The 22,685-nt window shown below is 68.2% G+C and carries 21 protein-coding genes; 8 read left to right on the top strand and 13 right to left on the bottom strand.

All coding sequences use genetic code 11. From position 1 onward, the window contains the following. Nucleotides 1-9 precede the first annotated feature (9 nt). A complete protein-coding gene (locus FB468_RS17530) occupies nucleotides 10-132 on the top strand; it encodes a hypothetical protein (RefSeq protein ID WP_281290248.1) in 123 nt (40 codons plus the stop codon). A gap of 242 nt (nucleotides 133-374) precedes the next feature. On the opposite strand, the gene FB468_RS00520 is transcribed toward FB468_RS17530, so the two are convergent. The 5 genes from FB468_RS00520 to FB468_RS00505 form a co-directional block, all read right to left on the bottom strand. Next, nucleotides 375-947, bottom strand: coding sequence for a hypothetical protein (locus tag FB468_RS00520; protein ID WP_141885622.1), 573 nt, complete (start codon nucleotides 945-947; stop codon nucleotides 375-377). Between the two features lie 458 nt (nucleotides 948-1,405). Continuing rightward, on the bottom strand, nucleotides 1,406-1,870 hold the full coding sequence (locus tag FB468_RS00515; protein WP_141885621.1) for a 2-thiouracil desulfurase family protein: 465 nt from the start codon (nucleotides 1,868-1,870) through the stop codon (nucleotides 1,406-1,408). 108 nt (nucleotides 1,871-1,978) lie between these two features. Continuing rightward, nucleotides 1,979-3,790 carry an ABC transporter ATP-binding protein gene (locus FB468_RS00510; RefSeq protein ID WP_141885620.1) on the bottom strand — a complete coding sequence of 604 codons (1,812 nt, stop codon included), beginning with the start codon at nucleotides 3,788-3,790 and terminating at the stop codon, nucleotides 1,979-1,981. Beyond that, nucleotides 3,787-4,494 carry an ABC transporter ATP-binding protein gene (locus tag FB468_RS17525; protein ID WP_281290247.1) on the bottom strand — a complete coding sequence of 236 codons (708 nt, stop codon included), beginning with the start codon at nucleotides 4,492-4,494 and terminating at the stop codon, nucleotides 3,787-3,789. The genes FB468_RS00510 and FB468_RS17525 overlap by 4 nt, the downstream gene beginning before the upstream one ends. Continuing rightward, the gene (locus FB468_RS00505; RefSeq protein WP_281290246.1) at nucleotides 4,452-6,458 is read right to left on the bottom strand and encodes an ABC transporter ATP-binding protein/permease; all 2,007 of its coding nucleotides are present in this window, start codon (nucleotides 6,456-6,458) and stop codon (nucleotides 4,452-4,454) included. Before FB468_RS00505 ends, FB468_RS17525 begins: the two co-directional genes overlap by 43 nt. A 294-nt stretch (nucleotides 6,459-6,752) precedes the next feature. On the opposite strand from FB468_RS00505, the gene FB468_RS00500 reads away from it, so the two are divergent. Next, on the top strand, nucleotides 6,753-7,826 hold the full coding sequence (locus tag FB468_RS00500; protein ID WP_141885619.1) for an alpha/beta hydrolase: 1,074 nt from the start codon (nucleotides 6,753-6,755) through the stop codon (nucleotides 7,824-7,826). Here the strand turns inward: FB468_RS00500 and FB468_RS00495 are convergent. Together FB468_RS00495 and FB468_RS00490 are read right to left on the bottom strand one after the other, a co-directional pair. Then, nucleotides 7,804-9,450: an ATP-binding cassette domain-containing protein gene (locus tag FB468_RS00495; protein WP_246055663.1), complete on the bottom strand. Its 1,647-nt coding sequence runs from the start codon at nucleotides 9,448-9,450 to the stop codon at nucleotides 7,804-7,806. The two genes, FB468_RS00500 and FB468_RS00495, sit on opposite strands and share 23 nt — an antisense overlap. Further along, the gene (locus FB468_RS00490) at nucleotides 9,447-11,066 is read right to left on the bottom strand and encodes an ATP-binding cassette domain-containing protein (RefSeq protein WP_141885618.1); all 1,620 of its coding nucleotides are present in this window, start codon (nucleotides 11,064-11,066) and stop codon (nucleotides 9,447-9,449) included. Before FB468_RS00490 ends, FB468_RS00495 begins: the two co-directional genes overlap by 4 nt. A gap of 52 nt (nucleotides 11,067-11,118) precedes the next feature. On the opposite strand from FB468_RS00490, the gene FB468_RS00485 reads away from it, so the two are divergent. The 4 genes from FB468_RS00485 to FB468_RS00470 are packed head-to-tail and all read left to right on the top strand — an operon-like array spanning nucleotide 11,119 to nucleotide 14,834. Then, on the top strand, nucleotides 11,119-11,718 hold the full coding sequence (locus tag FB468_RS00485) for a TetR/AcrR family transcriptional regulator (RefSeq protein WP_141885617.1): 600 nt from the start codon (nucleotides 11,119-11,121) through the stop codon (nucleotides 11,716-11,718). Between the two features lie 49 nt (nucleotides 11,719-11,767). Next, nucleotides 11,768-12,796 carry an ABC transporter substrate-binding protein gene (locus FB468_RS00480; protein ID WP_141885616.1) on the top strand — a complete coding sequence of 343 codons (1,029 nt, stop codon included), beginning with the start codon at nucleotides 11,768-11,770 and terminating at the stop codon, nucleotides 12,794-12,796. Then, a complete protein-coding gene (locus tag FB468_RS00475) occupies nucleotides 12,793-13,803 on the top strand; it encodes a FecCD family ABC transporter permease (RefSeq protein WP_141885615.1) in 1,011 nt (336 codons plus the stop codon). Before FB468_RS00480 ends, FB468_RS00475 begins: the two co-directional genes overlap by 4 nt. Further along, nucleotides 13,800-14,834 (top strand): FecCD family ABC transporter permease, encoded by a 1,035-nt coding sequence (locus tag FB468_RS00470; protein ID WP_141885614.1) that lies wholly within the window; start codon nucleotides 13,800-13,802, stop codon nucleotides 14,832-14,834. The genes FB468_RS00475 and FB468_RS00470 overlap by 4 nt, the downstream gene beginning before the upstream one ends. A 21-nt stretch (nucleotides 14,835-14,855) precedes the next feature. Here the strand turns inward: FB468_RS00470 and FB468_RS00465 are convergent, their stop codons facing one another. The 6 genes from FB468_RS00465 to FB468_RS00440 form a co-directional block, all read right to left on the bottom strand. Next, complete coding sequence (locus FB468_RS00465) at nucleotides 14,856-15,869, bottom strand: VOC family protein (protein ID WP_246055661.1); 1,014 nt, start codon at nucleotides 15,867-15,869, stop codon at nucleotides 14,856-14,858. A gap of 59 nt (nucleotides 15,870-15,928) precedes the next feature. After that, entirely contained in the window at nucleotides 15,929-16,534 is a 606-nt protein-coding gene (locus FB468_RS00460) for a DUF305 domain-containing protein (protein ID WP_211359151.1), read from the bottom strand. Between the two features lie 37 nt (nucleotides 16,535-16,571). Beyond that, nucleotides 16,572-17,246, bottom strand: coding sequence for a thioredoxin-like domain-containing protein (locus tag FB468_RS00455; RefSeq protein ID WP_141885612.1), 675 nt, complete (start codon nucleotides 17,244-17,246; stop codon nucleotides 16,572-16,574). A gap of 74 nt (nucleotides 17,247-17,320) precedes the next feature. Further along, on the bottom strand, nucleotides 17,321-17,788 hold the full coding sequence (locus tag FB468_RS00450) for a MarR family winged helix-turn-helix transcriptional regulator (RefSeq protein WP_246055660.1): 468 nt from the start codon (nucleotides 17,786-17,788) through the stop codon (nucleotides 17,321-17,323). A gap of 134 nt (nucleotides 17,789-17,922) precedes the next feature. After that, nucleotides 17,923-18,840 (bottom strand): hypothetical protein, encoded by a 918-nt coding sequence (locus tag FB468_RS00445; RefSeq protein ID WP_141885611.1) that lies wholly within the window; start codon nucleotides 18,838-18,840, stop codon nucleotides 17,923-17,925. Nucleotides 18,841-18,912: 72 nt separating this feature from the next. Further along, entirely contained in the window at nucleotides 18,913-20,523 is a 1,611-nt protein-coding gene (locus FB468_RS00440; RefSeq protein WP_141885610.1) for a helix-turn-helix domain-containing protein, read from the bottom strand. Between the two features lie 132 nt (nucleotides 20,524-20,655). Between FB468_RS00440 and FB468_RS00435 the strand changes: the two genes are divergently transcribed. Together FB468_RS00435 and FB468_RS00430 are read left to right on the top strand one after the other, a co-directional pair. Further along, nucleotides 20,656-21,504 (top strand): siderophore-interacting protein, encoded by an 849-nt coding sequence (locus tag FB468_RS00435; RefSeq protein ID WP_141885609.1) that lies wholly within the window; start codon nucleotides 20,656-20,658, stop codon nucleotides 21,502-21,504. 76 nt (nucleotides 21,505-21,580) lie between these two features. After that, a complete protein-coding gene (locus FB468_RS00430) occupies nucleotides 21,581-22,645 on the top strand; it encodes an ABC transporter substrate-binding protein (protein WP_141885608.1) in 1,065 nt (354 codons plus the stop codon). Nucleotides 22,646-22,685 lie beyond the last annotated feature (40 nt).

Below are 22,685 nucleotides of genomic sequence, written 5' to 3'. Positions count from 1 at the left end.
GCTCGGCCGGTGCTGCTGGTTCGGCCGGTGCTGCTGGTGCTGCTGGATCGGCCGGTGATGCTGGTTCCGCTGGCTCTGCCGGTACTGCCGGTGCTGCTGGATCAGCCGATTCGGAAGCAGCGCCTGGAATAGGGTTCTGCGATGGGGCTCGGTCGTCGGGAGCCACAGACGACTGCGGTCGGCTGTCTGGGGTTGAGTCGGCGAGGGCAGCTGCTGGGCTACCCGCGAGCAAGAAGGCTGACACTGTCAGGCCAGCAAGCCACGCGTTCAGTCTGGGATGGTTCGGCATGAGCAATCACTCTGTTCGGCTGAGATCGGAAGGGAGAAGCTGATGATGGGGTGCTCGGCCCGGGGAGGGCGAGCACCCCGAGCGACTATGCCGCCGACCCGAAGTCGACGACGAGGTTCAGATCCCAGGCCTTGTAACCGCGGTAAAGGAAGAAGTTCGCGTACTCCTGGCTCGGCGCGAAGGTGGCGACCGTCGATCCGCCCGCGAAGTCAGTCACGTCAAACGTCACCGAAGAGATGCGCGACGTCGGCCCGCCAGCGGCCGTGCTCCAGGGGGTTGTCACCGACGACTGCACTGCCACGGCGCCGTCGGTGGACGCTGCGGGCAGCCCCAGCACTCCGAAGGTCGAGTTCACGACAGGCACCGTCAGCAGCTCGGTTCCGTCAGCGAGTACCTGCAGAGTTGCGTTCGAGTTGACGGGCGAGCTCGGGTACCCGAGGGGCGGGGCGGCCGGGTTCGTAACGTATGCGTTGAGCCCGATCGGGGTATCCTTCGCTCCGACATAGAGGTTCGCGGAAACGGTGTAGGTTCCGACCGGAAGGCCTGAGTCTGCGTGGGCTTGACCTGCGGCCCCGTACAGAACGGAGGTGGCGGCGATAAGCGCTGCGAGCGCGACTCCGATAAAGCGAGCGCGGTTGGCGCGAAGCGTGCGTGACATGGTGGTGACTCCTTAGGCGCAGGGCTGTGAAAAGCGGCCCGGCGAGCCCGGGCCGAGGCCACTCTCCCATTCATCTGACGAATGCATGGTTGCCACGGCAACCTTTTCAAAGGTTAGCCTAACCTTACTTTCATCTGATGTATCGTGATGCGCGAGTTTCACAGCCAACGCCAGGGGTTCATGGCTCTCTCAAACGCCATAGCCCCCGCTTCTAGCGCCGTGCGCCGATCACTGTGCGCCGTGCGCCGATCACCGTGCGCCCTCGAACCAGCGGCCGCCCCGCCGTCGAACCAACAGCCGCCCCGCCGTCGAACCAGCGGCCGCCCCGCCGTCAGAGCGTCGCCGGCGACTCCCCTCCCACTCAATTATTCGCTGGGGCCTCATTTTCCACCGGAATTTGACGCCCACACGAATATTTGAGGTGTCTTGGCTGTGGCGAGCGCTGTGGCACACCGGAGCTACCCCTCGCGCTGCCCCCGAACCGGGGTGATCTCGATGCCGCGCCGCTTGAGCAGGGCCGTGAGAACGCCGTCGCCCTCGACCAGTTCGCCTCTGTGACTGCCGTCATAGACCACGCCGCAGCCGCACGACGGACTGCGCGCCTGCAGCACGGCCCGCGTCACACCGCGTTCGGCGGCGATGGCCGCAACGGCTTCGGCCCCAGCAATAAACGGGGCCGAGACGTCCGCCCCGTGAATATCGACGACAGCGGCAGTGCCGTCGAGCACATCGGCGCCGTCACCCCCGACTATCTCGGCTGCCGGGCGCGGGGTCGGGAGGCCTCCCAGTTGCTCGGCGCACGCGGGGATAGCTCGCCCCTCGCGCACCGCTTTAACGATGGCGGGGTCGGGCCGCGCGTTCCCGTCGTACCGGCAGGGCATTCCGGCAAGACACGATGAGACGAGCAGGAGTTCGCGATCCATGCCCCCATATTAGTGAGCGCACGGGGCGGGCCAGTCGCCCATCCCAGTTTCAGCAACACCAGCAACGCGAGCAACACGAGCCGCGCGAACGCCGCAACAGGGCCGTTATTAACCCGCCTCGCTCGAACGCAACTGCCACGCCCCAGCGGCGTCTTGCTGCCGCCAGAACTCAGCGAAGCGCCCACCTGCGGCGAGCAACTCGTCGATCGTCCCGTCTTCAACAACGACACCACTCTCGAGGAACACGACGCGGTCGGCGGCGCGGATACTGCTCAGCCGGTGCGCGACGATGACCCGTGTGCGCGGCGCCGGGTCGCCTGCGAGCGCGCTCGCCACCGCGGCTTCGTTCTCGGTGTCGAGGGCGCTCGTCGCTTCGTCGACGAGCAGCACGGGTGCGGGTTTGAGGAGCGCCCGAGCGATCGACACGCGCTGCTTTTCACCCCCGGAGAGGGAGCCGCCGGCTTCGCCAGCGCGGCTGTCCCATCCGTCGGGCAACCGCGCGATCAGCTCGTCAACCTGTGCAAGTTGGGCGGCGAGTTCAAGCTGAGCGTCGTCGGCTGCCGGCCGGCCAACAAGCACGTTGTCGCGGATACTGCCGTCAAACAGGTACGGGTGTTGGAACACGACGCTCACAAGCTCTCGGCGGGCCGCACCGGTCAGCGTCGCCGCGTCAACGCCATCAACGAACACCGCCCCGGCAGTTGGGTGTTGCAACCCCGCGAGGAGCGACAGCACGGTACTCTTGCCGGAGCCCGAGGGGCCGACGATCGCGGTTGTCGTGCCGGGTTCAAACGTGAGCGAGAGCCCGTCGAGTACCCGAGGGGACGCCGCCCCGTAGCTGAACTGGACGTCGCGCAGCTCCAAACGCGGCCCCAGCGCCAGGTCACGCACCCCGTCACTCGCCCGGTCAGGCGCCCCGACATCCGCGGCCGAGCCCCCGCCCCCGCCAACCTGCGTCACGCGTCCCGCCGGTACCGCTGGGGCGTCAAGTACCTCTCGAATATCCCGGAGCACCCCGAGCGCAGACTCCACTCCGGGCGAAAGTTCGGCAAGCACGGTAAACGGTTCGAGGTAGCGCACGACAACAACGATGAGCGCCACGGCCGCCGGCGCGGCAAGCGCACCCGAGGTCGTGAGTACCACGATCGTCCCGGCGAGCAGCACGAGCGCGACCTGGCTGGCGAGCCCGAAGATCAGCTGCCCTGGGACCTGCAGCAGGAGCAGCCGCATGCTCGCGCCGTGCTGCGCGGCGAGCGCCGCACCGACGTGGCTTCCCTCAACGCCGACACGTCGTGAGGCGCGCAGCGCTTGCTGCGTGCGCGCGAACTCAACGATGCGCTCGGTGAGCGCGCTATTGCTCGCGGCCGCGGCTCGGTCGGCGCTGCGGCTCACCCTCCCAGCCAGCCAGAAGGCTCCGAGGAGCACGGGAACGCCCGCGAGAGCCGCGGCCCCGAGCGGCCACGCGATGGGCAGGAGCGCCAACCCGATGGCGATGGGCAGCAACACGGCGCCAACGATTGGCGCGACGAGGTGGATGATGAGGCCGACGAGGTCGGGCCCCGTCGCCGCGACGGCCTGGCGAGCCGTGGCGGTGTGCCCCGACGTGAACCAGGTGAGCCGAATCTCGGCAAGGCGGTCGGCCACCGCGCGCTGGCCCGATTCGAGGAGCCCAAAGCCGATGTCGAACCCGAGACGAACCGTCACCGAGTCGACGGCCCAGCCCGCCGCGGTCGCGAGCGTGAGCCACGCGACCCACGGCCACGCGCCGGCCGGGTCGTCACTGAACAGGGCGCTGACGAGCGGCACGAGAAGCACCACTCCCGCGGCCCGCAGCAGCACGCCGAGCGTTGTGAGCGCGAGGTGCCCGGCGAGGCGTGGCCCGCTGCCCGCCGGGAGCAGGGCCAGTAGTGTTCGGATCATCGCGTCGCCTCCGTAGTCTCGAGCGCCTGGCCGGTGCCACGGGCACCGGCCTGCCAGAGCTGCCAGTATCTGCCCGCCCGTTCGAGCAGTTCGTCGTGTGTGCCTGCCTCGCTCACGCGTCCGCCGTCGAGCACGACGATGCGATCCGCGCCCGCGATCGTGTGGAGGCGGTGGGCGATGACAAGCACCGTGCGCCCCGCTGTCAGCTCGTTCAGCGCCTGTTGCACGAGGTACTCGGACTCGGGGTCGGCGTATGCGGTTGCCTCGTCGAGCACGAGCACGGGGGTGTCGGCAAGGATGGCGCGGGCGATCGTGAGCCGCTGCCGCTCCCCGCCGGAGAGCGCAGCATCGGCGCCGAGCACGGTGCTGTAGCCCTCGGGCATCTGCATGATGCGGTCGTGGATGTGCGCCGCCCGCGCCGCGGCCTCGATTGCCGCGTCGCTCGCCTCCGGAACGGCGAGGGCGATGTTCTCGCGCACCGTGCCGTGGACGAGCTGCGCATCTTGGAACACGAACCCGACGCTCGCGTACAGCTCGTCTGCGCTGAGATCGCGGATGTCGCGCCCACCGACGTGGATCGCACCGTGCCCGACATCATGGAACCTCGCGAGCAGAGCCGCCAGCGTTGACTTTCCCGACCCCGACGGCCCGACGAGAGCGGTCACCGTTCCGGGGGCGAGCTCAAGGCGAATGTCTTCGAGCACCGGCCCCCCTCACGGTAGGCGAAGCCGACGTCGTCGAACTCGACGTGGCCTGCGGGCACGGCTGCGGCCAACGAGCCGCCACCGATCTCGAGTTCGGCCTCGTCGAGGGCGATCTGGATTCGGCGTGCTGCGAGCAGGCCGCCCTGCAACCCGGACAGGCCGTACCCGATTCCGAGCAGGCGGGCGCCGAATGTCGTGCCGAGCAACAGGAACGGGAGCAAGGCAAGCGGGTCCATCGACCCGGTCGTAATGAACAGCGTTCCCGCGGCGCTGATGAGCAGCAGAAATGTTGCCGGCCTCGTTGCGAGGTCGATGAACGCTTTCTGGCCCGAGAGGGGCCGCTGCCACGAGTCGAGGAACCCAACGTACTCGGCGAGCTTGCCCCGGAACGACGAGGCCGCCGCTCCCCCAAACACGCGCACGACGGGCTGTCCCTCAAGGTACGCACCCGCTTCCACGTTCATCCGCTCGGCCCAGCGGGATGCCTCCTGGGTGCGCGGGCCCGATTGGATGAGCATGATCGACATGCCAACGACGTATGCCAGCACTGGAATGAGCAGAAGCAGCGCGATGCGCCAGTCGACGACGAAAAGGTACGCGAGCACCGCGACGGGAGCGACGACCGCGTTCACCGCGTCGGGCACGGCGTGGGTCACGAGGTAGTGCAGCGCGAGCGTGTCGTCTTGCACAAGCTGCTTGACCTGCCCCGATCCACGAGCAGCGAACCAGCCGAGCGGGAGCCGCGAGAGCTTCTGCAGCAGGCGCTGCCTGAGCTCACGCGCGAACATCGCGTCGACCCAGTGGAGCCAAACGAGCATCGCGGTCGCGAGCACAACCCCCGCGCCCATGAGCCCGAGCGCCCAGAGTCCCACCCGCCAGTAGCTGTCGGGCGTCGCCCCTGTGACGAGCAACCGAGCAAGCTCGACGAGCAGCACGAAGGGCGCGAGCTGCACGAGCGTGATGAGCGCCTGGGCGATGCCGGCGAGCACCATTGTCGGCTTCAGGGGCGCGAGCAGCCGGCTGCCCGCCTGCGAACGCCAGGCACCGCGAGATGAGGATCCTGATCCGGTGCCCGCCGCGCCCTCGGCAGCGGATGCCACCTTCGCGCCGGGGGCAACCGCCGCATCGGAGACTGCGTCAGCGGCGGGAGCCGATGCCGCCGCGACGGCAGCGGCCGCCGCCAACTCTTGCTCGGCCACCGCGGCCGAAACGGCCTTTGAACGGTTCTTCCCGAACGCGCGGCCAAAGTACCAGTACGCCTGCGCGTGGACCTCTGATTTTGGGAACCCGAAATCGTCGCGGAGTCGAACGCGCAGTTGCTTCAGCGACCCCGACTCTGGCGCGGCCCACGCGTACCAGTCAGACCAGTCGCGGTCGGCGATCGCGGCGGCAAGCGACCCCTCCCCCACGCGCGGCACCCAGTGCACCGCGAGCCGCGGGTGGGATGAGAGCGGAATGAGCCTGTCGTCTACGTGGTGTTCTTCGAGGTACAGCTCGACCGGCACGGTCGCCGGCACCTGAGCGATGATCGAGTTGATCGCGGGGAGGGACGCCGAGTCGCCTACGAGTAGGTACCCGGCTGGCAGGTCGTCCGCGAGCTCAAACCGCGTCGACCCGAGGGAGTTCGCCTCGACTGTCCAGCCCGGTTCGGCTGCCTTCGCCCAGGCTGAGGCGGGCCCGGCCGGCTCGTGCAGCACGACGTCGACGGCGAAGGTGCCTGACTGAGCGTCTGCCTGGGTGACTGTGTAGGCACGCTGGAACTCGGCATCACCGCCGTTCGGGTCTGGGAACCAGAAGCGCAGGTAGGAGGTCGAGCCGGGGCTCATCTCGGCGAGGAGCGTTGGCGCCGACATCCAGATGCGCCTGAAGGTTGGCGTGATCGCTTCGGTCGCCGTCACCGTCACCTCGTGGTCGCGCGCCCCATACGCGCGAGTCATGGCCCCCGTGAATCCACGCTTTGCCATCGCAGTTCCTTTCCCGCAGCGTGGCGCGCGCCTCACCTCGACCCTGCGAAGCAGGTGGATGAACGGTCGTCGTGTCAGCCGAGTCGCGTACGAGCGAGCGCCTCGCGATCACACACCACGAATTACTAAGGTAAGCCTAACTATCATCTGCTGAACTGACAACTAGAAAGTTGATGCCGCGGTGCACCGCCGAGCGCTGCCTCCGTGGCGCTCCGAGCCGGTAGAGTCGAGCCGGGGGCACGCAACGACGCACGCCTCCCTGTCGCCACCGTTGCCGACCCAGGAGTCACCACCATGTCATCACCCGCGTCCCTGCCAGAGCGCCTCACGAGGGGCGCAATCCGCACGCTTGGCAGGCTGCCCGACTGGGCGCAACGGGTGATCGCGGGCAAGCCAGTAGAGGTCGACGGGCAGCGGCTCGCAACCGAGGTGCAGATGGCACTTCGCATCTTGAACAGGCTCCCCGGGAACGACTTCACGCAGCTCCCACTGCCCGAGGCCCGAGCCCAGATCGACGCCGAGGCGCGCATCTTTGGCGGCATTCACAACGTCGCCGAGGTCACGGATTTCTCGATCCCGACGCGCGCAGGAAGCGTCGCCGCTCGGCGCTACGCTCACACGGGAGGCGCGCACACGGGCGACGCGCACACGCAGGCGCGGGGCGAAGGCGGCACCGTGCTCTACTTTCACGGCGGCGGCTGGGTCGTTGGCAGCCTCGAATCGGCCGATTCCGTCTGCCGGTTCATCGCGGCCCAGAGCGGCCTGGAGGTCATCGCCGTCGACTACCGCCTGGCGCCCGAGCACCCGTTCCCCGCGGGGCTGGAGGACGCCATTGACGCGTACCACTGGGCGCGGGCCGAGCGGCCCGGTGCGCGCATCGCGGTCGCCGGGGACAGCGCTGGCGGTAACCTGAGCGCAGCGGTCTGCATCGCGACGCGCGACGCCGAGGCGGGCCCGCCTGACTTCCAGTTGCTGTTCTTCCCCGTCACCGACCTGTCGACGAAGCACCGGTCGTACGAGCTGTTCGGCGAGGGCTACTTCCTCACCGAGGCGCACATGGACTGGTATCGGGCGCACTACCTTCCGACCGAAGGCTCGGCGACCGACCCGCTCGTGTCGCCGCTGCTCGCGAGCGATGACACCCTCACCGGTCTCCCGCCCGCGCACGTCGCCGTGTCGGGGTTCGATGTGCTCCGCGACGAGGGGCTCGCTTACGCGGAGCGCCTGCGAGGGGCCGGGGTCCCGGTGACCGTGCAGCTCGTCGAGGGCCACATTCATGCGTTCGTCAACGCGACGGGGGTGGGCCGACTCAGCTCGCGGGCACTCGCCGAGTCGGTTGACCACCTCACTCGCGGCCTCGCGCCTTAGCCCCTGACACGCCCAGGTTGATCACCCGGTGCGGCTGCCAGATTTCGGGGCGCCGGTGGGTGACGACGAGCAGCGTCTTTTCGCGGCGCACGATCTCGTCGGCTATGAGCTGCTCGGTCGGTTCGTCGAGCGCTGACGTCGCCTCGTCAAGGACGAGCACGGGCGCCTCGCTCAGCAGGGCTCGCGCGATTGCAACGCGCTGACGCTCGCCGCCCGAGAGGCGCTGGCCATGACTGCCGACGTCTTGCCCGAGGCCCCGAGGGTCGCGCCCCAGCACGTCCCCAAGGCGGGCGGCGAAGGCCGCCTCACGCAGCTCCTCGTCAGACGCCGAGGGCCGGCCGATGCGCAGGTTCTCCGCAAGCGTTCCGGTGAAGACGATGGGTTCCTGCGGCACGTAGGCGATGCGCTCCGCAAGCTCACCCGGCGAGAGGGTGCGCACGGGCACACCGTCAAGTAGCACCTCCCCCTGCTCCGCGTCGTCGAACCTGAGCACGAGGCCGAGAAGCGTACTCTTCCCCGATCCGCTCGGACCCGCGATGAGCGCCCGCTCTCCACTGGGCACACTGAGGGTGATATCGGTGAGGGCGGGGGCCTGGCTCACCCGCCGCACCTCGACGCCGCCGGACACGGGCGTGGTGCTCGCTGGCTCGCCCGAGTACGCGGGCAGCACGGGGGCGCCGACAACGTGCCGGTACGCCTCGGTGTGGGCCCGCACCTCAGTGAGCGCAATGCCGACGAGCGCGAGGTCATCGATCGGAGCGCTGGCGCGGCCAACAAGCACGACCAGGGCGAGTGCGAGGGCCGGGGCCTCGAACGCCCCGGTCACACCGAGCGCGACGAGCACCCCGGCGAGGGGCAGCACGCTCGCGAGCTGCGAGATCAACGTCGCCGGGGCCGCCGCGCGATTCGTTTTCGACATTGCATCCTCACCCGAACGCCAGGCCTGCTCGGCTCGCTCGAGGGCCCTCGCGGGCCCGGCCGCCGTTCGGAGCAGCTCGAGGCGTTCCACGAGTTCAAGCGTCGCAGCGGTCGCTTGCCCTTCGGCCGCGTGACGGCTCGCGTCTGCAGCGGCGAGGAATCGCTGAGCGATGACCTGTGCGACCAGCGCGGCTGAGAGCAGTAGCAGCACGAGGCCTGCCATGGCGTATCCACCAACGATCGCGACCGCGGCGACCAGAGCGACGGGAAGGAGAAGCGAGAGCACGAGTGTCTGCAGCAGGTGCGCAGGCACCCCCATGAACGTGGGAACGCTGCGCCCCGCGGCCGTCGTCACGACCGCGCGGTTGGCCGCCGTGAACCACGAAAGCTTGGCGCGGGCAAGAACACGCCCCATCTCGGCGTAGAGGTCACCCGCGAGCCTGGCGCCCGAGAGGTACCCCGCTCGCGACACCACAACCGTCGCGACCATCGCGACGGCGGCGAGGGCGATCACTCGGAACACGGGAAGGCCGTCTCGGATCGCGAGGGCGAGCGCGAGGTAGGCGGCGGCCTCGGCAAGGGCGGCGCCCGCCCAACCGAGGGCCACGCCGCGCACCCGACGCCGCGCGACCGGTGGCATTCCCGCCGCGAAACCGGCCCTCCCGTTGCCCGGTGCCTCGCCCGAAAGGGCCTCGTTCCTGCTCATGCTGCCGCACCTTCCGTGTGGTGTTCGTCTGCGCCGGCGCCCGGCGAAATGTCGACGAGGTTGTCGCTCCTCCGCGCCAGGCCGGGGTCGTGCGTGACGACGATGACCGTTCGCCCGCAGTCGTGCGCGAGCCGCAGCAGCTCGACCCAGATCTTGTCGGCGACGCGCGAATCGAGCGCGCTCGTCGGTTCGTCGAGCAGGATCACGCGCGCCTCGGTGAGAAACGCTCGCGCCAGCGCCAAACGCTGCCGCTCACCGCCGGAAAGCAGCGTCGCGTCGCGGTCGAGGTCGACCTCGAGGTGGGCCCGCTCAAGGGCCGCCCGGCACGCTTCGTCTCGCGCGTCTGGGGCCGAGAGCAGCAGGTTGTCGCGCACCGAGGCGGCGAGCACGGCAACGCCCTGCGGGACCAGGAGAACTGCGCCCTGTCGCCCGGCCTCACTCAGTTCCGCCACGGGAGTGCCTGCGATCGCCGCCTCGCCTGCCGCCACCGGCTGCAGCCCGGCGAACACCCGCAGCACGGTCGTTTTCCCCGCACCGCTTGGCCCCGTGATGGCGGTCAGCGCGTGTGCGGGGGCGCGCAGTGAGAGGTTGGAGAGGAGGGTGTGGCCCGAAGCTCGAACCGTCACCCCCTGCAGCGTGGCACCGGCCGGCCCGGTGGTGGCGTCCACGGCACCGGAGGGCAGCGCGGGCTCGGCGAGCAGCGCGCCCAGGCGCGCCCCAGCGGCTCGCCCCGCCGTGACGAAGTCGAGGCCGTGGCCGAGACGCAGCGCCGGCGTGACGAGGGTGAGGCTCAGCGACAGCATCGCCGCGAGCGTCGCGGTATCGCGCGCGGCGCCGACCGCGTAGGCGATCGCGAGGCTCGCCGGTGCTTGCAAGAGCGCAACGGCGATCGCCGCGGGAGTCGCGACGCGCCGCAGCCAGGCCACCATGCCAGCGGTGAACCTGGCGGTCGAATCGGCGTATGTCGAGAGCGCGCCCGAGGCGTCCCCAAAGCTTCGGAAGACGTGGATGCCACGCGCGTAGTCGTCAACGGCCGAGGTGATCTCCCCCATCACGCGGCCGCGCTCGGCGCCGTGTTTTGCCGACAGGCGGGGCAACACTGCGAGGTACACGACTGCCGCTAGTGCGCCCGGCGCGAGCGCGAGCAGCGCCGCCGGGCCCGCGAGGTGGATGAGCAACGCTACGGCAGCGACCGGCACGGTGACGAGAGTCGCGACTTCTCCGGGAAGGTGGGCGACCATGTGGTGCAGCGCGGCGACGTCGTCGGCCACGAGCCTGCGCAGCGCATCGGGTGGGTACTCGCTCAGCCTGTCAGCTGGGAGCCTGAGCATCCGACCGGCGACTTCTCGCCGCAATCGCGCCTCGAAGCGAGCCTCGGCGGAGTGCGCGAGCCATGAAGCGGCCGCAGTGAGTACCGCCGCAGCGACCCACGCCACGCACACCCGAACGACCCCCGGCGCCGCCGGTTCGGCGACGAGCTGGACGATGCCCCAGGTCGCGGCGAGCGCCGCGAGGCCCGCCAGCGTCGCTGCGAAGACCGCGAGCCCGAGCGCGGGGATGGAGGGGCGGAGCGCGGGAAAGAGCGCGGGATGAACGAGAGGGTGCTTGGTTGCCACGCCTGGAAGTATACGCGTATAGTTAGGCGACCCTAACCTTCATAGGATGAATATGACGACTTTGACTCTCGAACGCATCGTTGACGAAGCGATGGCGATTCTCGCAACCGACGGCGAGGCTGGGCTCGCCATGCGCCAGCTCGCCACCCGGCTCGACGTCACCCCCATGGCGCTCTACCGCTATGTGCGCGATCGCGACGCGCTCCTCGTCGAGCTCGTCGAGCGCGTCTCAGCGGATATCGCTCTCCCCGAGCGCACCGGGAACGCGCGCGAGCACGCGGTGAACCTGGCGCTCGCCCTCCACGACTTCCTGGGGAAACATCCCTGGATGATCCGCCTGATCACGACGGGAAGGCTCGCGAGCCCAGCCGGGTTGCAGTTCTCGGAGGGCTTCCTTACCTGCGCCACCGAGTCCGGCCTCGACCGCACCGGCGCATTCGTGTTCTACCGCTCTATGTTCGCCACGGTGCTCGGTCAGGCGACGATCACGCACGCGAAGTCACAGCACGCGACGACCGGGCTTCCTGAGCGGGCAACCGTCGCGGCACCTCCGCTGGTCTCGGAGCTCTCTGGCGACTGGGCCGCGCTCGATGCCGCTGCGACGCCGGACGCGGTCTTTCGCGCGGTCGCCGCGATCCTCCCACTCACCTAAACGTTTCCTCTCACCACCACACACCTACACCAGTTAGGAAGGCACACCCATGCCCTCACCCATCCGTCGCGCCACATTCGCGGGGCTCGCAGCGCTCGCGGCAGGCGCACTCCTCCTCACCGGCTGCTCATCAAGCGCGGCCCCGGCGGGAGATTCGCAGTCCGCCGAAAGCGGGGCCGCATCGGGCGCGTTCCCCGTCACCATCCACAACGCCTACGGCGACGCGACGATTGACGCGCAGCCCGAGCGAGTCGCAGCTCTCGGCTACGCCGACGTTGCGCTCGCCTCCGCCCTCGGAGCACACGTCGTCGCCGCACCCGAGTCCTTTACCAGCGTCGCGGGGGCAGGCGACGAGAAGAACCTGCCCTACATCGACCCGCTGCCCGAGGACACAACGTGGCTCAACCCGATGAGCATCAACGTCGAGCAGGTCGCGGCCGCCAAGCCAGACGTCATTCTCGCGACCGCCGGGTTCACGCTCGACGAGGCGCTGTACGCGCAACTGAGCGACATCGCTCCGGTCGTCGCGTATGAGACCGCGCTCTACGGCTCGACAAGCGAAGAATCCGCGCTCCGGATCGGGGACGCGCTCGGCAAGACCGAGGACGCCGAGCGTCTCATCACCGAAGCAGACGCCGCCGTGGCTGCAATCAAGCAGGACCTCCCGGGTCTCGAGGGCGGCACGTTCCTCTACGGCCAAGCCAGGGACGGCGTCGTCGTCATGCTCGTCGACGAGGCGAACGTCACCGCGAAGTTCATGCAGCAGCTTGGCCTCGTCGCACTACCGGCAGTCGCCGATCTTGGCGGGCAGGGGTCCGTTCCCGGCGCCATCGACGTGAGCTTCGAGCAGGCGCCGCTGTTCAACGACGCCGGCGTCATGTTCATGACGTTCCAGTCCGACGCGCTACAGGAGAAGTTCGAGCGCGACCCGATCGTATCGAAGCAGCCGATCATGTCAGAGCGCTACGTCCCGGTGGGTCTTGAGGCCGCGACTGCGCTCCAGGATCCGAACATCGCATCGGTGCCGTGGCTGCTTGAGCAGCTCCGCCCGGGGCTCGAACTCATCCCGGCGAAGTGACCGTCGCGCTCCGAGAGGCGCGCCGCACGAGCGCCTCGCGCCTCCTCGGAGCGCAGGCCCTCGCGGCCATCGTTCTCCTCGCGCTCTGCCTGGCAAGCCTGCTCATTGGGTCTCGCACGGTCTCGCCCGCAGCGTTGGTTGAGGCGCTCGCAGGCCGCGGCGGGGACGACCTGAACACCCTTCTCTGGGAGGTACGGCTCCCCCGCACGATCGCGGCGCTCCTCGTCGGGGCGGCCCTCGCCTGGGCGGGCACGCTCATGCATGGCATGACTCGCAACCCCCTCGCAGACCCCGGCCTGCTCGGAGTCAGTTCTGGCGCCGCGTTCGCCGTGACCATCGCGATGACCTGGTTCGGGGTGCGCTCGGCCACAGGAATCGCGGGGAGCGCCGTGGCGGGCGCGGCAATCGTCACCGCCGCGGTCCTCGCACTTGGCCTGCGCGGCGCGGCAAGCGGCACGAAGCTCGTGCTTGCCGGTGTCGCCTTCAGCATGACCGTCTCCGGTGTGCAGTCTGCGGTCACCCTCCTCAACCCGCGCGCGCTCGACGCGATGCGCGCGTGGTCAGCGGGCTCACTCGCGAGCCCCAACACGAGCGTGCTCTGGGAGACGCTGCCGCTCATTGCGTTCGGCGGCATCCTCGCGTTCGCCCTCGCCCGCCCGATCGACGCGCTCGCCCTGGGCGACGACACCGCCAGGGGCCTCGGATCCCACCCGTTCTTTGCCCGAGCGGGCACCGGCGTCGCTGCGGCCTGCCTCGTGGGCGCGGCCACGGCCATCGCTGGGCCAATCGGCTTCATCGGCCTCATGGTGCCCCACTTCATTCGCCCGTTCACCGGCCCGAGCACCGGGCGCATGATCCTTTTCGGCACTCCGGTCGGGGCCGCGCTGCTCCTCACCGCTGACATTCTCGCCCGCACGGTGCTCTGGCCGGGCGAACTGCCCGTCGGCGTCATTGCGGCCGCGCTCGGCGCCCCCGTCATCCTGATCGTGCTGAGGAGGCGCGCATGACCCGCCCAACAACCACTCAGCCCTCCACGCCCGTCGCCGAGGGCACCCTCCCCGCACGCCCGGGGTCGCACTGGCGCTGGGCGGCGGGCGTCGCCCTGCTCGCCGCGGTGTTCCTCGCCGCACTTGCCGCGGGAGATCTCGCGCTCAGCCCGTCCGAGGTGTGGGCCGCGCTCACCGGCACGGCAAACGACTTCACTCAGACCGTGGTGCTCGCGTGGCGCCTCCCCCGCGCGCTCGCGGCCGTTGCGTTTGGTGCGGCGCTCGGCGCGGCCGGCTCGATCTTCCAGACCCTCACCCGCAACCCGCTCGGCAGCCCCGACATCATCGGCTTCAACACGGGCGCGTACACCGGCGTGCTGCTTGCGCTCATCATCATTCCGGCCCCTGGGTTCGCCGCCACCGCGACCGCGGCGCTCCTCGGCGGTCTCGCCGCCGCCGCACTCGTGCTGCTGTTCAGTTCGCGTTCTGGGGTCGGCGGAAACACCTTCGTGCTCGCGGGCATTGCGATGAGCGCGGCGCTCGGCGCGCTGAACACCTGGCTCGTCTACAAGACCGACACCGCGACGGCGACGGCCAGCTCGGTGTGGGCTGCTGGAACACTCGACAACACACGGTGGGAGCTGCTGCAGCCCGTGCTCGGCGCGCTGGCGGTCATCGCAGTGGCAACCGCACTCCTCGTGCCCAAGCTGCGCATCATCGAGCTGGGAGATGACCTTGCGCACGCACTCGGGCTGCGAGTGAGCACAACGAGGCTGCTGCTCGTCGCCTCAGCCGTCGGGCTCACCGCCGTGACCACCGCCGCCGCGGGGCCGATCATGTTCGTCGCGCTCGCGGCGCCACACCTCGCCCGCGCCACGCTGCCACGCACGCACCCGACACTCGCTGCGGCTCTCGCCGGAGCGCTGCTGCTGAGCATCGCCGACTGGCTCGCAGCACACGCGTTTGCCCCGACGCAACTACCCGTCGGGGCCGTCACCGTGAGTCTTGGCGGGGTGTACCTCACGCTCACAATCCTCTTCCGCAAGCACTGACGTGCCGCGCCCGCGGCCGGGCTACTGCGCCCGGGCCACCAGCCGAATCTTGTTGCCCCACGGGTCACGGACCACGGTGCCGCCCTCGACGGCCTCGCGGTCGTAACTCGCGGCATCGATGCGGCCGGCCACCTGCTCGACGTCTGCCGCTGTCGGCAGGGCGATCGTCAGCGCGCCAAGGCCGACCTCGGTGCTGCGCGGGCCAGCGCCTGCGCTCTGCCAGGTGTTCGTCGCAAGGTGGTGGTGGTAGCCACCGGCCGAGTAGAACAGGGCACCCTCGGCCTCCGACACGACGTCAAACCCGAGGGTGTCTGCATAGAACGCGCGCGCGTCTTCGAGGTTTCCCACCTTCAAGTGGATGTGCCCGATGACGGCGGTGCCCGCGGCCTCGCCGTCGAGGTGCTCTTCAATGAACGCGTTCGGGTCGAGCGGCTCGCTGCCCATCTCGACCTGGCCGTTGTTCCACTGCCAGTCCTCGCGGGGGCGGTCGACGTAGAGCTCGACGCCGTTCCCCTCGGGGTCACCGAAATAGAATGCCTGACTCACGAGGTGGTCTGCCGAGCCCTGATAGCTGCCGGGCGCGAGCTGCGCCGTCTGCAGCACCGTCTTCGCGAGCGATGCCTCATCGGCGAAGAGGATCGCCGTGTGGTAGAGCCCGGCGTCCGTTGGCTGCGGAAGGGGCTCGGCCGACCGCTCGAGCCGCATGAGCGGCACCTCCCCCATTCCGAGCGTGACCGCGTCCGGCTGCTGCTCGATGACCGCGAGCCCAACCGCGTTTTGGTAGTAGGCCTGCACGTTCTCGAGGTTTTGGACCTTCAGTTCGGTAACCCCGAGCTCTGTTTCCGCGGGCATTCCGTCTGCCCGCTCAACGGGCACCCCTGCCGCGTCGACGGCGCCCGAAGCACCTGGCGCGACACCGCGACCGCCCAGCACGGCCCACGTCACGCCGCCGGCCACCGCGACGAGCACCACCGCGGCAATCACGATGAGGAGGAGGTTCGGCGAGCGGCGAGCGGGCTGGCTCGTTCGTGTCATGGTGTGAATCCTTCGAGTGCTACGTGGTGTGTGAGAAATGTTGGTGCGGCGCGCTGTCGTCACAGACGCTCGGCGAGCAGGTCTTCCATGAGTTGGATCTCGCTCTGTTGGGCCTTGGTGATGCTGCCCGCGAGGTCGGTGACGACCGGGTAGTCGCTCCGCTCAAGCACGGCATCGGCCATGTCGACGCCTCCCTCGTGGTGCGCGATCATGAGCTGCAAGAACATCCGCTCGGCGGCAACGCCACGAAGGGTTTTCAGTTCGTCGAGTTGCTCTCGTGTCGCCATCCCGGGCATCGCCGCGGGCACCTCGCTCGTCGTCGCGGGTGCCGCGTGCGAGTGCCCCTCGCCCGACGGGAGGGGGCGGTGCATCCAGGTCATCGCCGGTTCGGGCGACGATTGCGGGAGACCCCACGTCGCGAGCCAGCCAAACATTTGCCCGGCCTGTTGCGATTGCGAGGTAGCGATGTCGTACGCAAGGAGGCGAATGTCCGGCGAGTCAGTGAGGTCGCGGACGATCATCGACATCTCGACAGCCTGGTCGTGGTGAATCTGCATGTCTCGGGCGAACCCGGCTTCGGCGCTGCGCGTGGCGGGCGTTGGCTCGGCACCACCGCTCACGCGCCCGATGATCAACGATGCCGCGACGAGCACAAGGGCGAGCATCGTCACAACGAATGCCGTGAGCCCCGCACTGCGGCCGCTATGCGACAAGACCGGGGCCCTGCAGCGCCCCGGAGCACGAGGCGCCGGGCTCTGGCGCATCCGCGGACTTCCAGTACCTGTCGATGAACTGCGTGAGGCGCTCATCGGACACGGTTTCCATCTCGATCTGGGCACCCCACGCCGACGCCATGAAGGGCGCGGGCTGGCCCGGGTAGGGAGAGAGAATCGTGTACTGATCGGGGATGGCGCCCCGCAGCGCTGCGATGTCGTCATCCGTCGCCGTCTTCGGGTCGTAGGTCACCCATACGGCCCCGTGCTCGAGCGCGTGCACCGCGTTCTCGTTCGATTGTGGCTGGTCGTACACCCCACAGTTCAGCCAGATCTGCGAGTGGTCACCGCCAGCGGGAACGGCCATGCCGTAGTTCGCCTCATAGTCGACGGGGACCGGGTCGATGTGCGTCGCAGGCAGGTTCGGGAACTCCTTGAGGCCCGCGATCTCGATGTCCTGAGGCCGCTGAGGTGGCTCTGTTGTGGTCGCGACGAAGGTGATGACGAGCGCGAGCGCCGCCGCACCGCCGACCGCGCCGCTTACCACCGCGATACGCCGGTTGCGCGCTCGCGCGGCCTCCTGCCGCTTGTGGGCTTTCACCCGCTCGGCGCGCGCCTCGGCACGCTGCTCTTTGGTGGTCTTGCGGCCTGTTGGCTCCGACATTCGATCCCCGCTCCAATTTGGTTGTTGCGACAATCATTTATCAGCGGCCTGGGAGAATCCTCCGCGACCGTGAGCTACTTACGGTGCTCGGCGAGGCGCCCACCAATCACCTCGGCGATCTCGCCGAGCGAATCCAGCTGCTCAGGAGTCAACGCATCAATCACGAGGCTGCGGACGAGGTCAATGTGAGCCGGGATCGCGCGGATGAACTCCCTCCGGCCAATTGCGGTGAGTCGGACGTTGGTGGCACGGCGGTCCGCCTCACTCGGCACACGCTCAATGAGCTCCCGTTTCTCCATGCGGGTGCACACGTGGGAGAGGCGCGGCAGCGTCGCAGCGGTCGTCTCCGCAAGCTCAGACATTCGGAGCACCGAATCGGGCGCGACGTACAGCGCCGATAGCACCGTGAACTCGAAATGGGTCATCCGCGAATCCCGCTCGAGCTGGGCGTCGAGCAGGTGCGGCAGCAGCTGCGCCACGCCAATCAGCCCGAGCCACGCTCGAGACTCCCTAGCGTCCATGCGGGGGGCAAAATCTGTCATACCGCCATTTCATCACTTTTGCGCCCGCAAGGCACCGGCCCCGCCGGAGCAACGGCCCAGCAGTTCACAGGCAGCAGTTCACAGGCAGCGACTCACAGGCAGCGACTCACAGGCAGCGACTCACAGGCAGCGGCTCACAGGCAACGGCTCTCCAGCCAAATCGTGAGCATCCCGTCGATGGTGAAGCGGTCATCAACCGAAATGGAGTACATGGCACTGTCACCACTCTTCCGCACGACGGACTCGTCGCGTCTGCCTTCTTCGACGACTTCGGCGTACCCGGCTGCGGCCCAGCTCGCCAGCACCCGCTGCTTCGTACGCCCATGATCATCGCTGGGTATCGTGAAGCCGAGCGTGAGCTGTTCCCCGAGCGACTCAGCCTGGGCGGGGGCACAGCTGCGCCTCTCGATCGGCGGGTGCGCTGCGTCCAACTCTTGGGGTGGAGCGCTCATGCGCACGCTCGTCGTTGCGGGACCATCGAGCCCAGCGAGTGCCGCCTCGATAAGCACACCCATCTCTTGTTCGGCATCGTCGACGGAAAACGCTTCACCGGCGGCGTCCTCCACGCCGTTCGTGTACGACTGCACGCCCGACCCCTTCAAATCCCCCGACTCTGGAACGAGATGCACCGGCCCGATGCGCTCGTGCGTCTGCTCGACGAGTGCGGAAAGCGTGCTCTCCGACGTAAAGTTCAGAGCAATCACAGTTGTCAGCAGCATCGCACCGCTTATAGTTCCGAAGGTCAACCAGATCTTGCTCCGAAGCACGGCAGCAACCGCGGCCATAGCTGCAAGCACCGCAATGACCAACGCCGCCTCGAGCGCTCTCCGCCGCGTCAGCTCGGCGGCATACGCGAGCGCCGAGGTCCACCGCTCAAGGTCGGTCGCGTCATTCGGGTCCCACTGCACCGAGGCGCCCGCAAAGACACCAACAAACACCAGCGACGCGCAGTACCCCAACACGACGACACCGAGAACCACCGCAAGGACAGTCTGCGCCGTGCGCCAGCGCGAACTTCGGCCGCGAGACGGCGTCGTAGAGGGATCAGCCATAACGTTACCCTCCCCCGCGCGCGCCGAGAAAGCAAGGCGGCACAGGCCACACCCGGCTGCGCCCGAGCAAGGTCACGGCACGATCAGAGGCTCGGCGGTCTGCTGCCACCCGCCACGTTGATAGGCCCGTGGAGAGAGCCCGTGTCTGCGCGTGAAGACCCGGCTGAAGCCGGATGCGTGGGCGTACCCGAGCGCCTGCGCCACCTGGGCGACGCTCAGCCCCTCTTCAAGGCGGCGCCGGGCCATTGTCATGCGAATCTGGCTCTGCCACCGGCTGAATCCCATCCCCGTGATCGAGATGATCGCCGAAGCCAGCTGAGCGGGTTCGATCTCGAAGCGGTCTGCCCACTCGCTCAGTCCTCTTCGATCGGCGGGGGCTCTATGCAGTTCGGCCGCGAGCGCCCGAACGTGCGCGGCCTTGGACGAGGTACGCGCCCCCGCGGAGACGCCCGTGACCGCGCTCTGCTGAGCAAACGCCCTCGTGATCGCATGCGGGTCGTGGACTGCGGGGCGAAGGCGCGAGTAGTTGGCCACCATTGTGTGCATGAGACATAGGCCAGCATCGTCAGAGAACCGCTGCACCAGAACATCCGGAGCGTCGGCCCGGTAGTTCACCCCCTGCGACCCAAGGGGCAGCAGGATCGACCCCGCAGGCAGACTGACGCTGTTCGAGAGGCCAGCCGGTAACCAGGCGGCGTCGCCTTCGCGCAGGTTGAACAGTTCGCCCGCGATTTCCACGCGTGCTGACCCTCGATACACCCACACGAGCACGTGGAAATCACTCACTCTGTCCCATGTCTTACTCGAGGGCACGACGGGCGGAACACGTCGCCTGTCGGCATCGGCATGGGTCTCCCCAACCGCATCGGGCAGGGCCAAGTCAATCCCTGTCTCGCTCAGGTCGACACGTTGCCCTCGGCGCTGCGCAAAAGAGCTCGGGGTGACCCCTGTCCGCCGGAGAAAGGCTTTGGTAAACCCTGCGGGAGTGGCGTACCCAACCTGCTGTGCAGTCCACCCGATGTCGTGGCCAATATCGATATACGTCGCAGCTGCCGCGATACGAACTTGGGTTCGCCACTCCGATATTGAGAAACCAGTCTCGCTCGAAAACTGCGCCTGCAGCGTTCGCGCCGAGACGCTCACCCCCGAAGCAAGTGCAGCGACCGAAGCAGAGTCGGCCGGATCCTGCATGAGGCGCAACGCGACACGTGAGGCCTCCGGTGAGCTCGGGCGCGGCGGGAGCGGCACCGATGGCGCCGGCACCGGCGTCCCTCCGGGAGTTGACCCCGGGGAACCGACGACAATGCCCGCGAGCCCCTGAGCGGCGGCCGCGCCACGCAGGTACCCGATACTCCTTGCGAATTGATAGACAAGCCAGTCGTTCCAGTCAGCAGTGAAGTGCGTTCGCGTGGGCACAGCGAGCGCAACATGGGCCCGCCGGGCTGCCGGAAAGATTGGAATAAGCACGCTGTTCGGGGAGCTTCGAATGTCGTACTCCAGGCCCGCCGGCACCCAGATCGCGTCGCCTTGGCTCAGCGCGTAAACGTCAGCCCCGATGGCGACGTGCCCCTCCCCCGCATAGGCCCAGATGAGCGAAGGCTCGCGCGAGTTGCAAACCTTGTCAGCGACCGCCGCGGCGAATTCATTCGATTCGAGCAGCACACAGTGCGTTTCTTGCGACACCGCACCTCCTCAGTATGTGATCTTTGCGCATCAGGATAAATCATCTGATGATTCCAACAATAGCCTTGCTCATTGGCCGGTGAGGTGCACCGGCCCCGGATCAGACCGGAACTCTCCGAGGGAGAACACGCTTTGCCCGTATCCGCCCGAGCGGTACAGCTCATGCCCGTTGGCGTTCGACCGCTCCGGGTCAGCAGGCTCACCGAGGTCACGCCGATGATGCGGCGCATCACGTTCACAGGCGCAGCACTTGACACCCAGACAGACCAGGCCGGGAACCTCACGCCGGCGTTCTCGAGCCCGGGCTTCGACGACGACATCAGGCTACTCTTTCCCTACCCGGGAGAACTGACCCCTGTGTTGCCTGAGATTGAGCACGGGCGAGTCACGTTTGCGCCCGGCCGCCGCCCGATCGCCCGCGCCTATACGGTCCGACGGTTTGACCCCACGACCCGCGAGCTCGACATCGATATCGTGTTGCACGGCACGGGCGTTGCCTCGACGTGGGCGTCGACAGTGTCGGTCGGAGACGTCATGTACGTCGTGGGGCCCGGCAAAACCGTCGAACCTCCGAGCGACGCCGATACTCTCCTCGTCCTCGGCGACGACACCGCGATCCCGGCCGTCGCACGGTTGCTCGAAGAGCTTCCCGATCGGGCAACCGGCGAAGTGCTGCTCAGCGTGCCCGGCGAGGAGTACCGATACGAACTTCAGGCCCCCGCTGGGGTACGTGTTCGCTGGATCTATGCGGACGCACTCGCAGCCCCTTCTAGCAGCCCCCTGCTCACAGCGCTCCAAGGGTTGACGCTGCCGCGCGAGAACCTCGCGGTCTGGGTTGCTGGCGAGCAGGCGGAGGTGCGCGAGATCCGACGCTTCCTTGTAGAGACGTGGGAGTTACCGCGCGCCGCGATCAGTTTCACCGGCTACTGGAAACGCGGGCAGTCAGGCGTCCCGGTGCCTGACGCACCAGACGCGACCTAAGACCCCTCGGGTCTCGTGCAGTCGCCACCCACACAGTCTCGAAATCGCACAACTCACCCACTCACGAAAGGCAATCATGCCCCTGCGAAGAAACGCTCATTCAACCGCCCTCGTCGGGTCGGCGCTCGCCGCGCTGCTCCTGCTCGCCGGGTGCTCGGCGCCGGCTACTTCCAGCTCGAACGACAGCGCCGCAGCCGAGGCTTCGGAGCTCGTACCCGCCGCCGAGGGAACCACCTCATACCCGCTCACCCTCGATACGCCCTACGGCGAGACGGTACTCAAGGAGCGGCCAACACGGATCGCGGCGATCGTGCCAAACGGCATCGATACCGAGCTCCTGCTGTCACTCGGGGTAACTCCCGTGCTCAACTCAAACATGATTACCGAGGGCGGATACCTCGACGCTCACGGCGCGGCTGACCTCAATACCTACGAATACGTGCGGGGCGAGGACGTGCCGATGGAGGCCGTTGCCGCGGCTAAGCCAGATCTCATCGTCACGGTGGGCTGGGTGCCGGGCTTCGGAGGGGTGGAAGACATCTACGATCGGCTCGCGAAAATCGCGCCCGTCCTCACCAGCCCAGCTTCCGATCAGCGCATCGTCCCCTGGCAAGAGTCGATCCGGCTCCTCGGCGAGGCCATCGACCTGAGTGACAGAGCAGAGGCAGTGATCGATGAGCACGAAGCCCTCTTCTCAGGGATCCGAGAGGCACACCCAGAGTTCAGTGGCAAGACGGCGACGTGGGCAATCTACTACGGCCCGGCGACCGGGCTCCAGTACTTCTCGCAGAACGGAGCAGCGCCTGAGCTCTTCCTCACCGATCTTGGGTTCGCGCCAAACCCGGGCGCAGCCGCGTTCGCGAAGGATACGACGGTGAGCGACGAGCTGATCTCACAGATCGATGCAGACGTGCTGGTGCTCGGGCAGAGCGAGGCTACGACCCTCGAGGAAATGGATGAGCGCGTGACCGGCACCGACCTGTTCACCAGTCTCGGGGCGGTGAAGTCTGGCAGGTTCATCCAGCTTCCCCCGAAGACCGACGACGGCGGTGATCTCCTCTGGGCTATCACCAGCGGCGGGCCGATCGGAAACGCGTGGGCGGCCGAACAGCTCGTGCCGCTGCTCGCCGAGAAGTTCTAGCAACTCGTCCAAGCCGGGCGCGGCGCCGCCGAGGCTCCGC

Origin of the sequence: Leucobacter komagatae (assembly GCF_006716085.1) — a bacterium.
Taxonomy (GTDB): domain Bacteria; phylum Actinomycetota; class Actinomycetes; order Actinomycetales; family Microbacteriaceae; genus Leucobacter; species Leucobacter komagatae.
Note: the sequence above shows the minus strand (reverse complement) of the source record. Positions and strands in the feature narration are given on the sequence as shown.

Bases quoted from the DNA above. Each gene is read 5' to 3' on its own strand.
- FB468_RS00520 (WP_141885622.1), bottom strand. From the start codon at position 947: ATGTCACGCACGCTTCGCGCCAACCGCGCTCGCTTTATCGGAGTCGCG.
- FB468_RS00515 (WP_141885621.1), bottom strand. From the start codon at position 1,870: ATGGATCGCGAACTCCTGCTCGTCTCATCGTGTCTTGCCGGAATGCCC.
- FB468_RS00510 (WP_141885620.1), bottom strand. From the start codon at position 3,790: ATGATCCGAACACTACTGGCCCTGCTCCCGGCGGGCAGCGGGCCACGC.
- FB468_RS00505 (WP_281290246.1), bottom strand. From the start codon at position 6,458: ATGGCAAAGCGTGGATTCACGGGGGCCATGACTCGCGCGTATGGGGCG.
- FB468_RS00500 (WP_141885619.1), top strand. From the start codon at position 6,753: ATGTCATCACCCGCGTCCCTGCCAGAGCGCCTCACGAGGGGCGCAATC.
- FB468_RS00495 (WP_246055663.1), bottom strand. From the start codon at position 9,450: ATGAGCAGGAACGAGGCCCTTTCGGGCGAGGCACCGGGCAACGGGAGG.
- FB468_RS00485 (WP_141885617.1), top strand. From the start codon at position 11,119: ATGACGACTTTGACTCTCGAACGCATCGTTGACGAAGCGATGGCGATT.
- FB468_RS00480 (WP_141885616.1), top strand. From the start codon at position 11,768: ATGCCCTCACCCATCCGTCGCGCCACATTCGCGGGGCTCGCAGCGCTC.
- FB468_RS00470 (WP_141885614.1), top strand. From the start codon at position 13,800: ATGACCCGCCCAACAACCACTCAGCCCTCCACGCCCGTCGCCGAGGGC.
- FB468_RS00465 (WP_246055661.1), bottom strand. From the start codon at position 15,869: ATGACACGAACGAGCCAGCCCGCTCGCCGCTCGCCGAACCTCCTCCTC.
- FB468_RS00460 (WP_211359151.1), bottom strand. From the start codon at position 16,534: ATGCTCGCCCTTGTGCTCGTCGCGGCATCGTTGATCATCGGGCGCGTG.
- FB468_RS00455 (WP_141885612.1), bottom strand. From the start codon at position 17,246: ATGTCGGAGCCAACAGGCCGCAAGACCACCAAAGAGCAGCGTGCCGAG.
- FB468_RS00450 (WP_246055660.1), bottom strand. From the start codon at position 17,788: ATGACAGATTTTGCCCCCCGCATGGACGCTAGGGAGTCTCGAGCGTGG.
- FB468_RS00445 (WP_141885611.1), bottom strand. From the start codon at position 18,840: ATGGCTGATCCCTCTACGACGCCGTCTCGCGGCCGAAGTTCGCGCTGG.
- FB468_RS00430 (WP_141885608.1), top strand. From the start codon at position 21,581: ATGCCCCTGCGAAGAAACGCTCATTCAACCGCCCTCGTCGGGTCGGCG.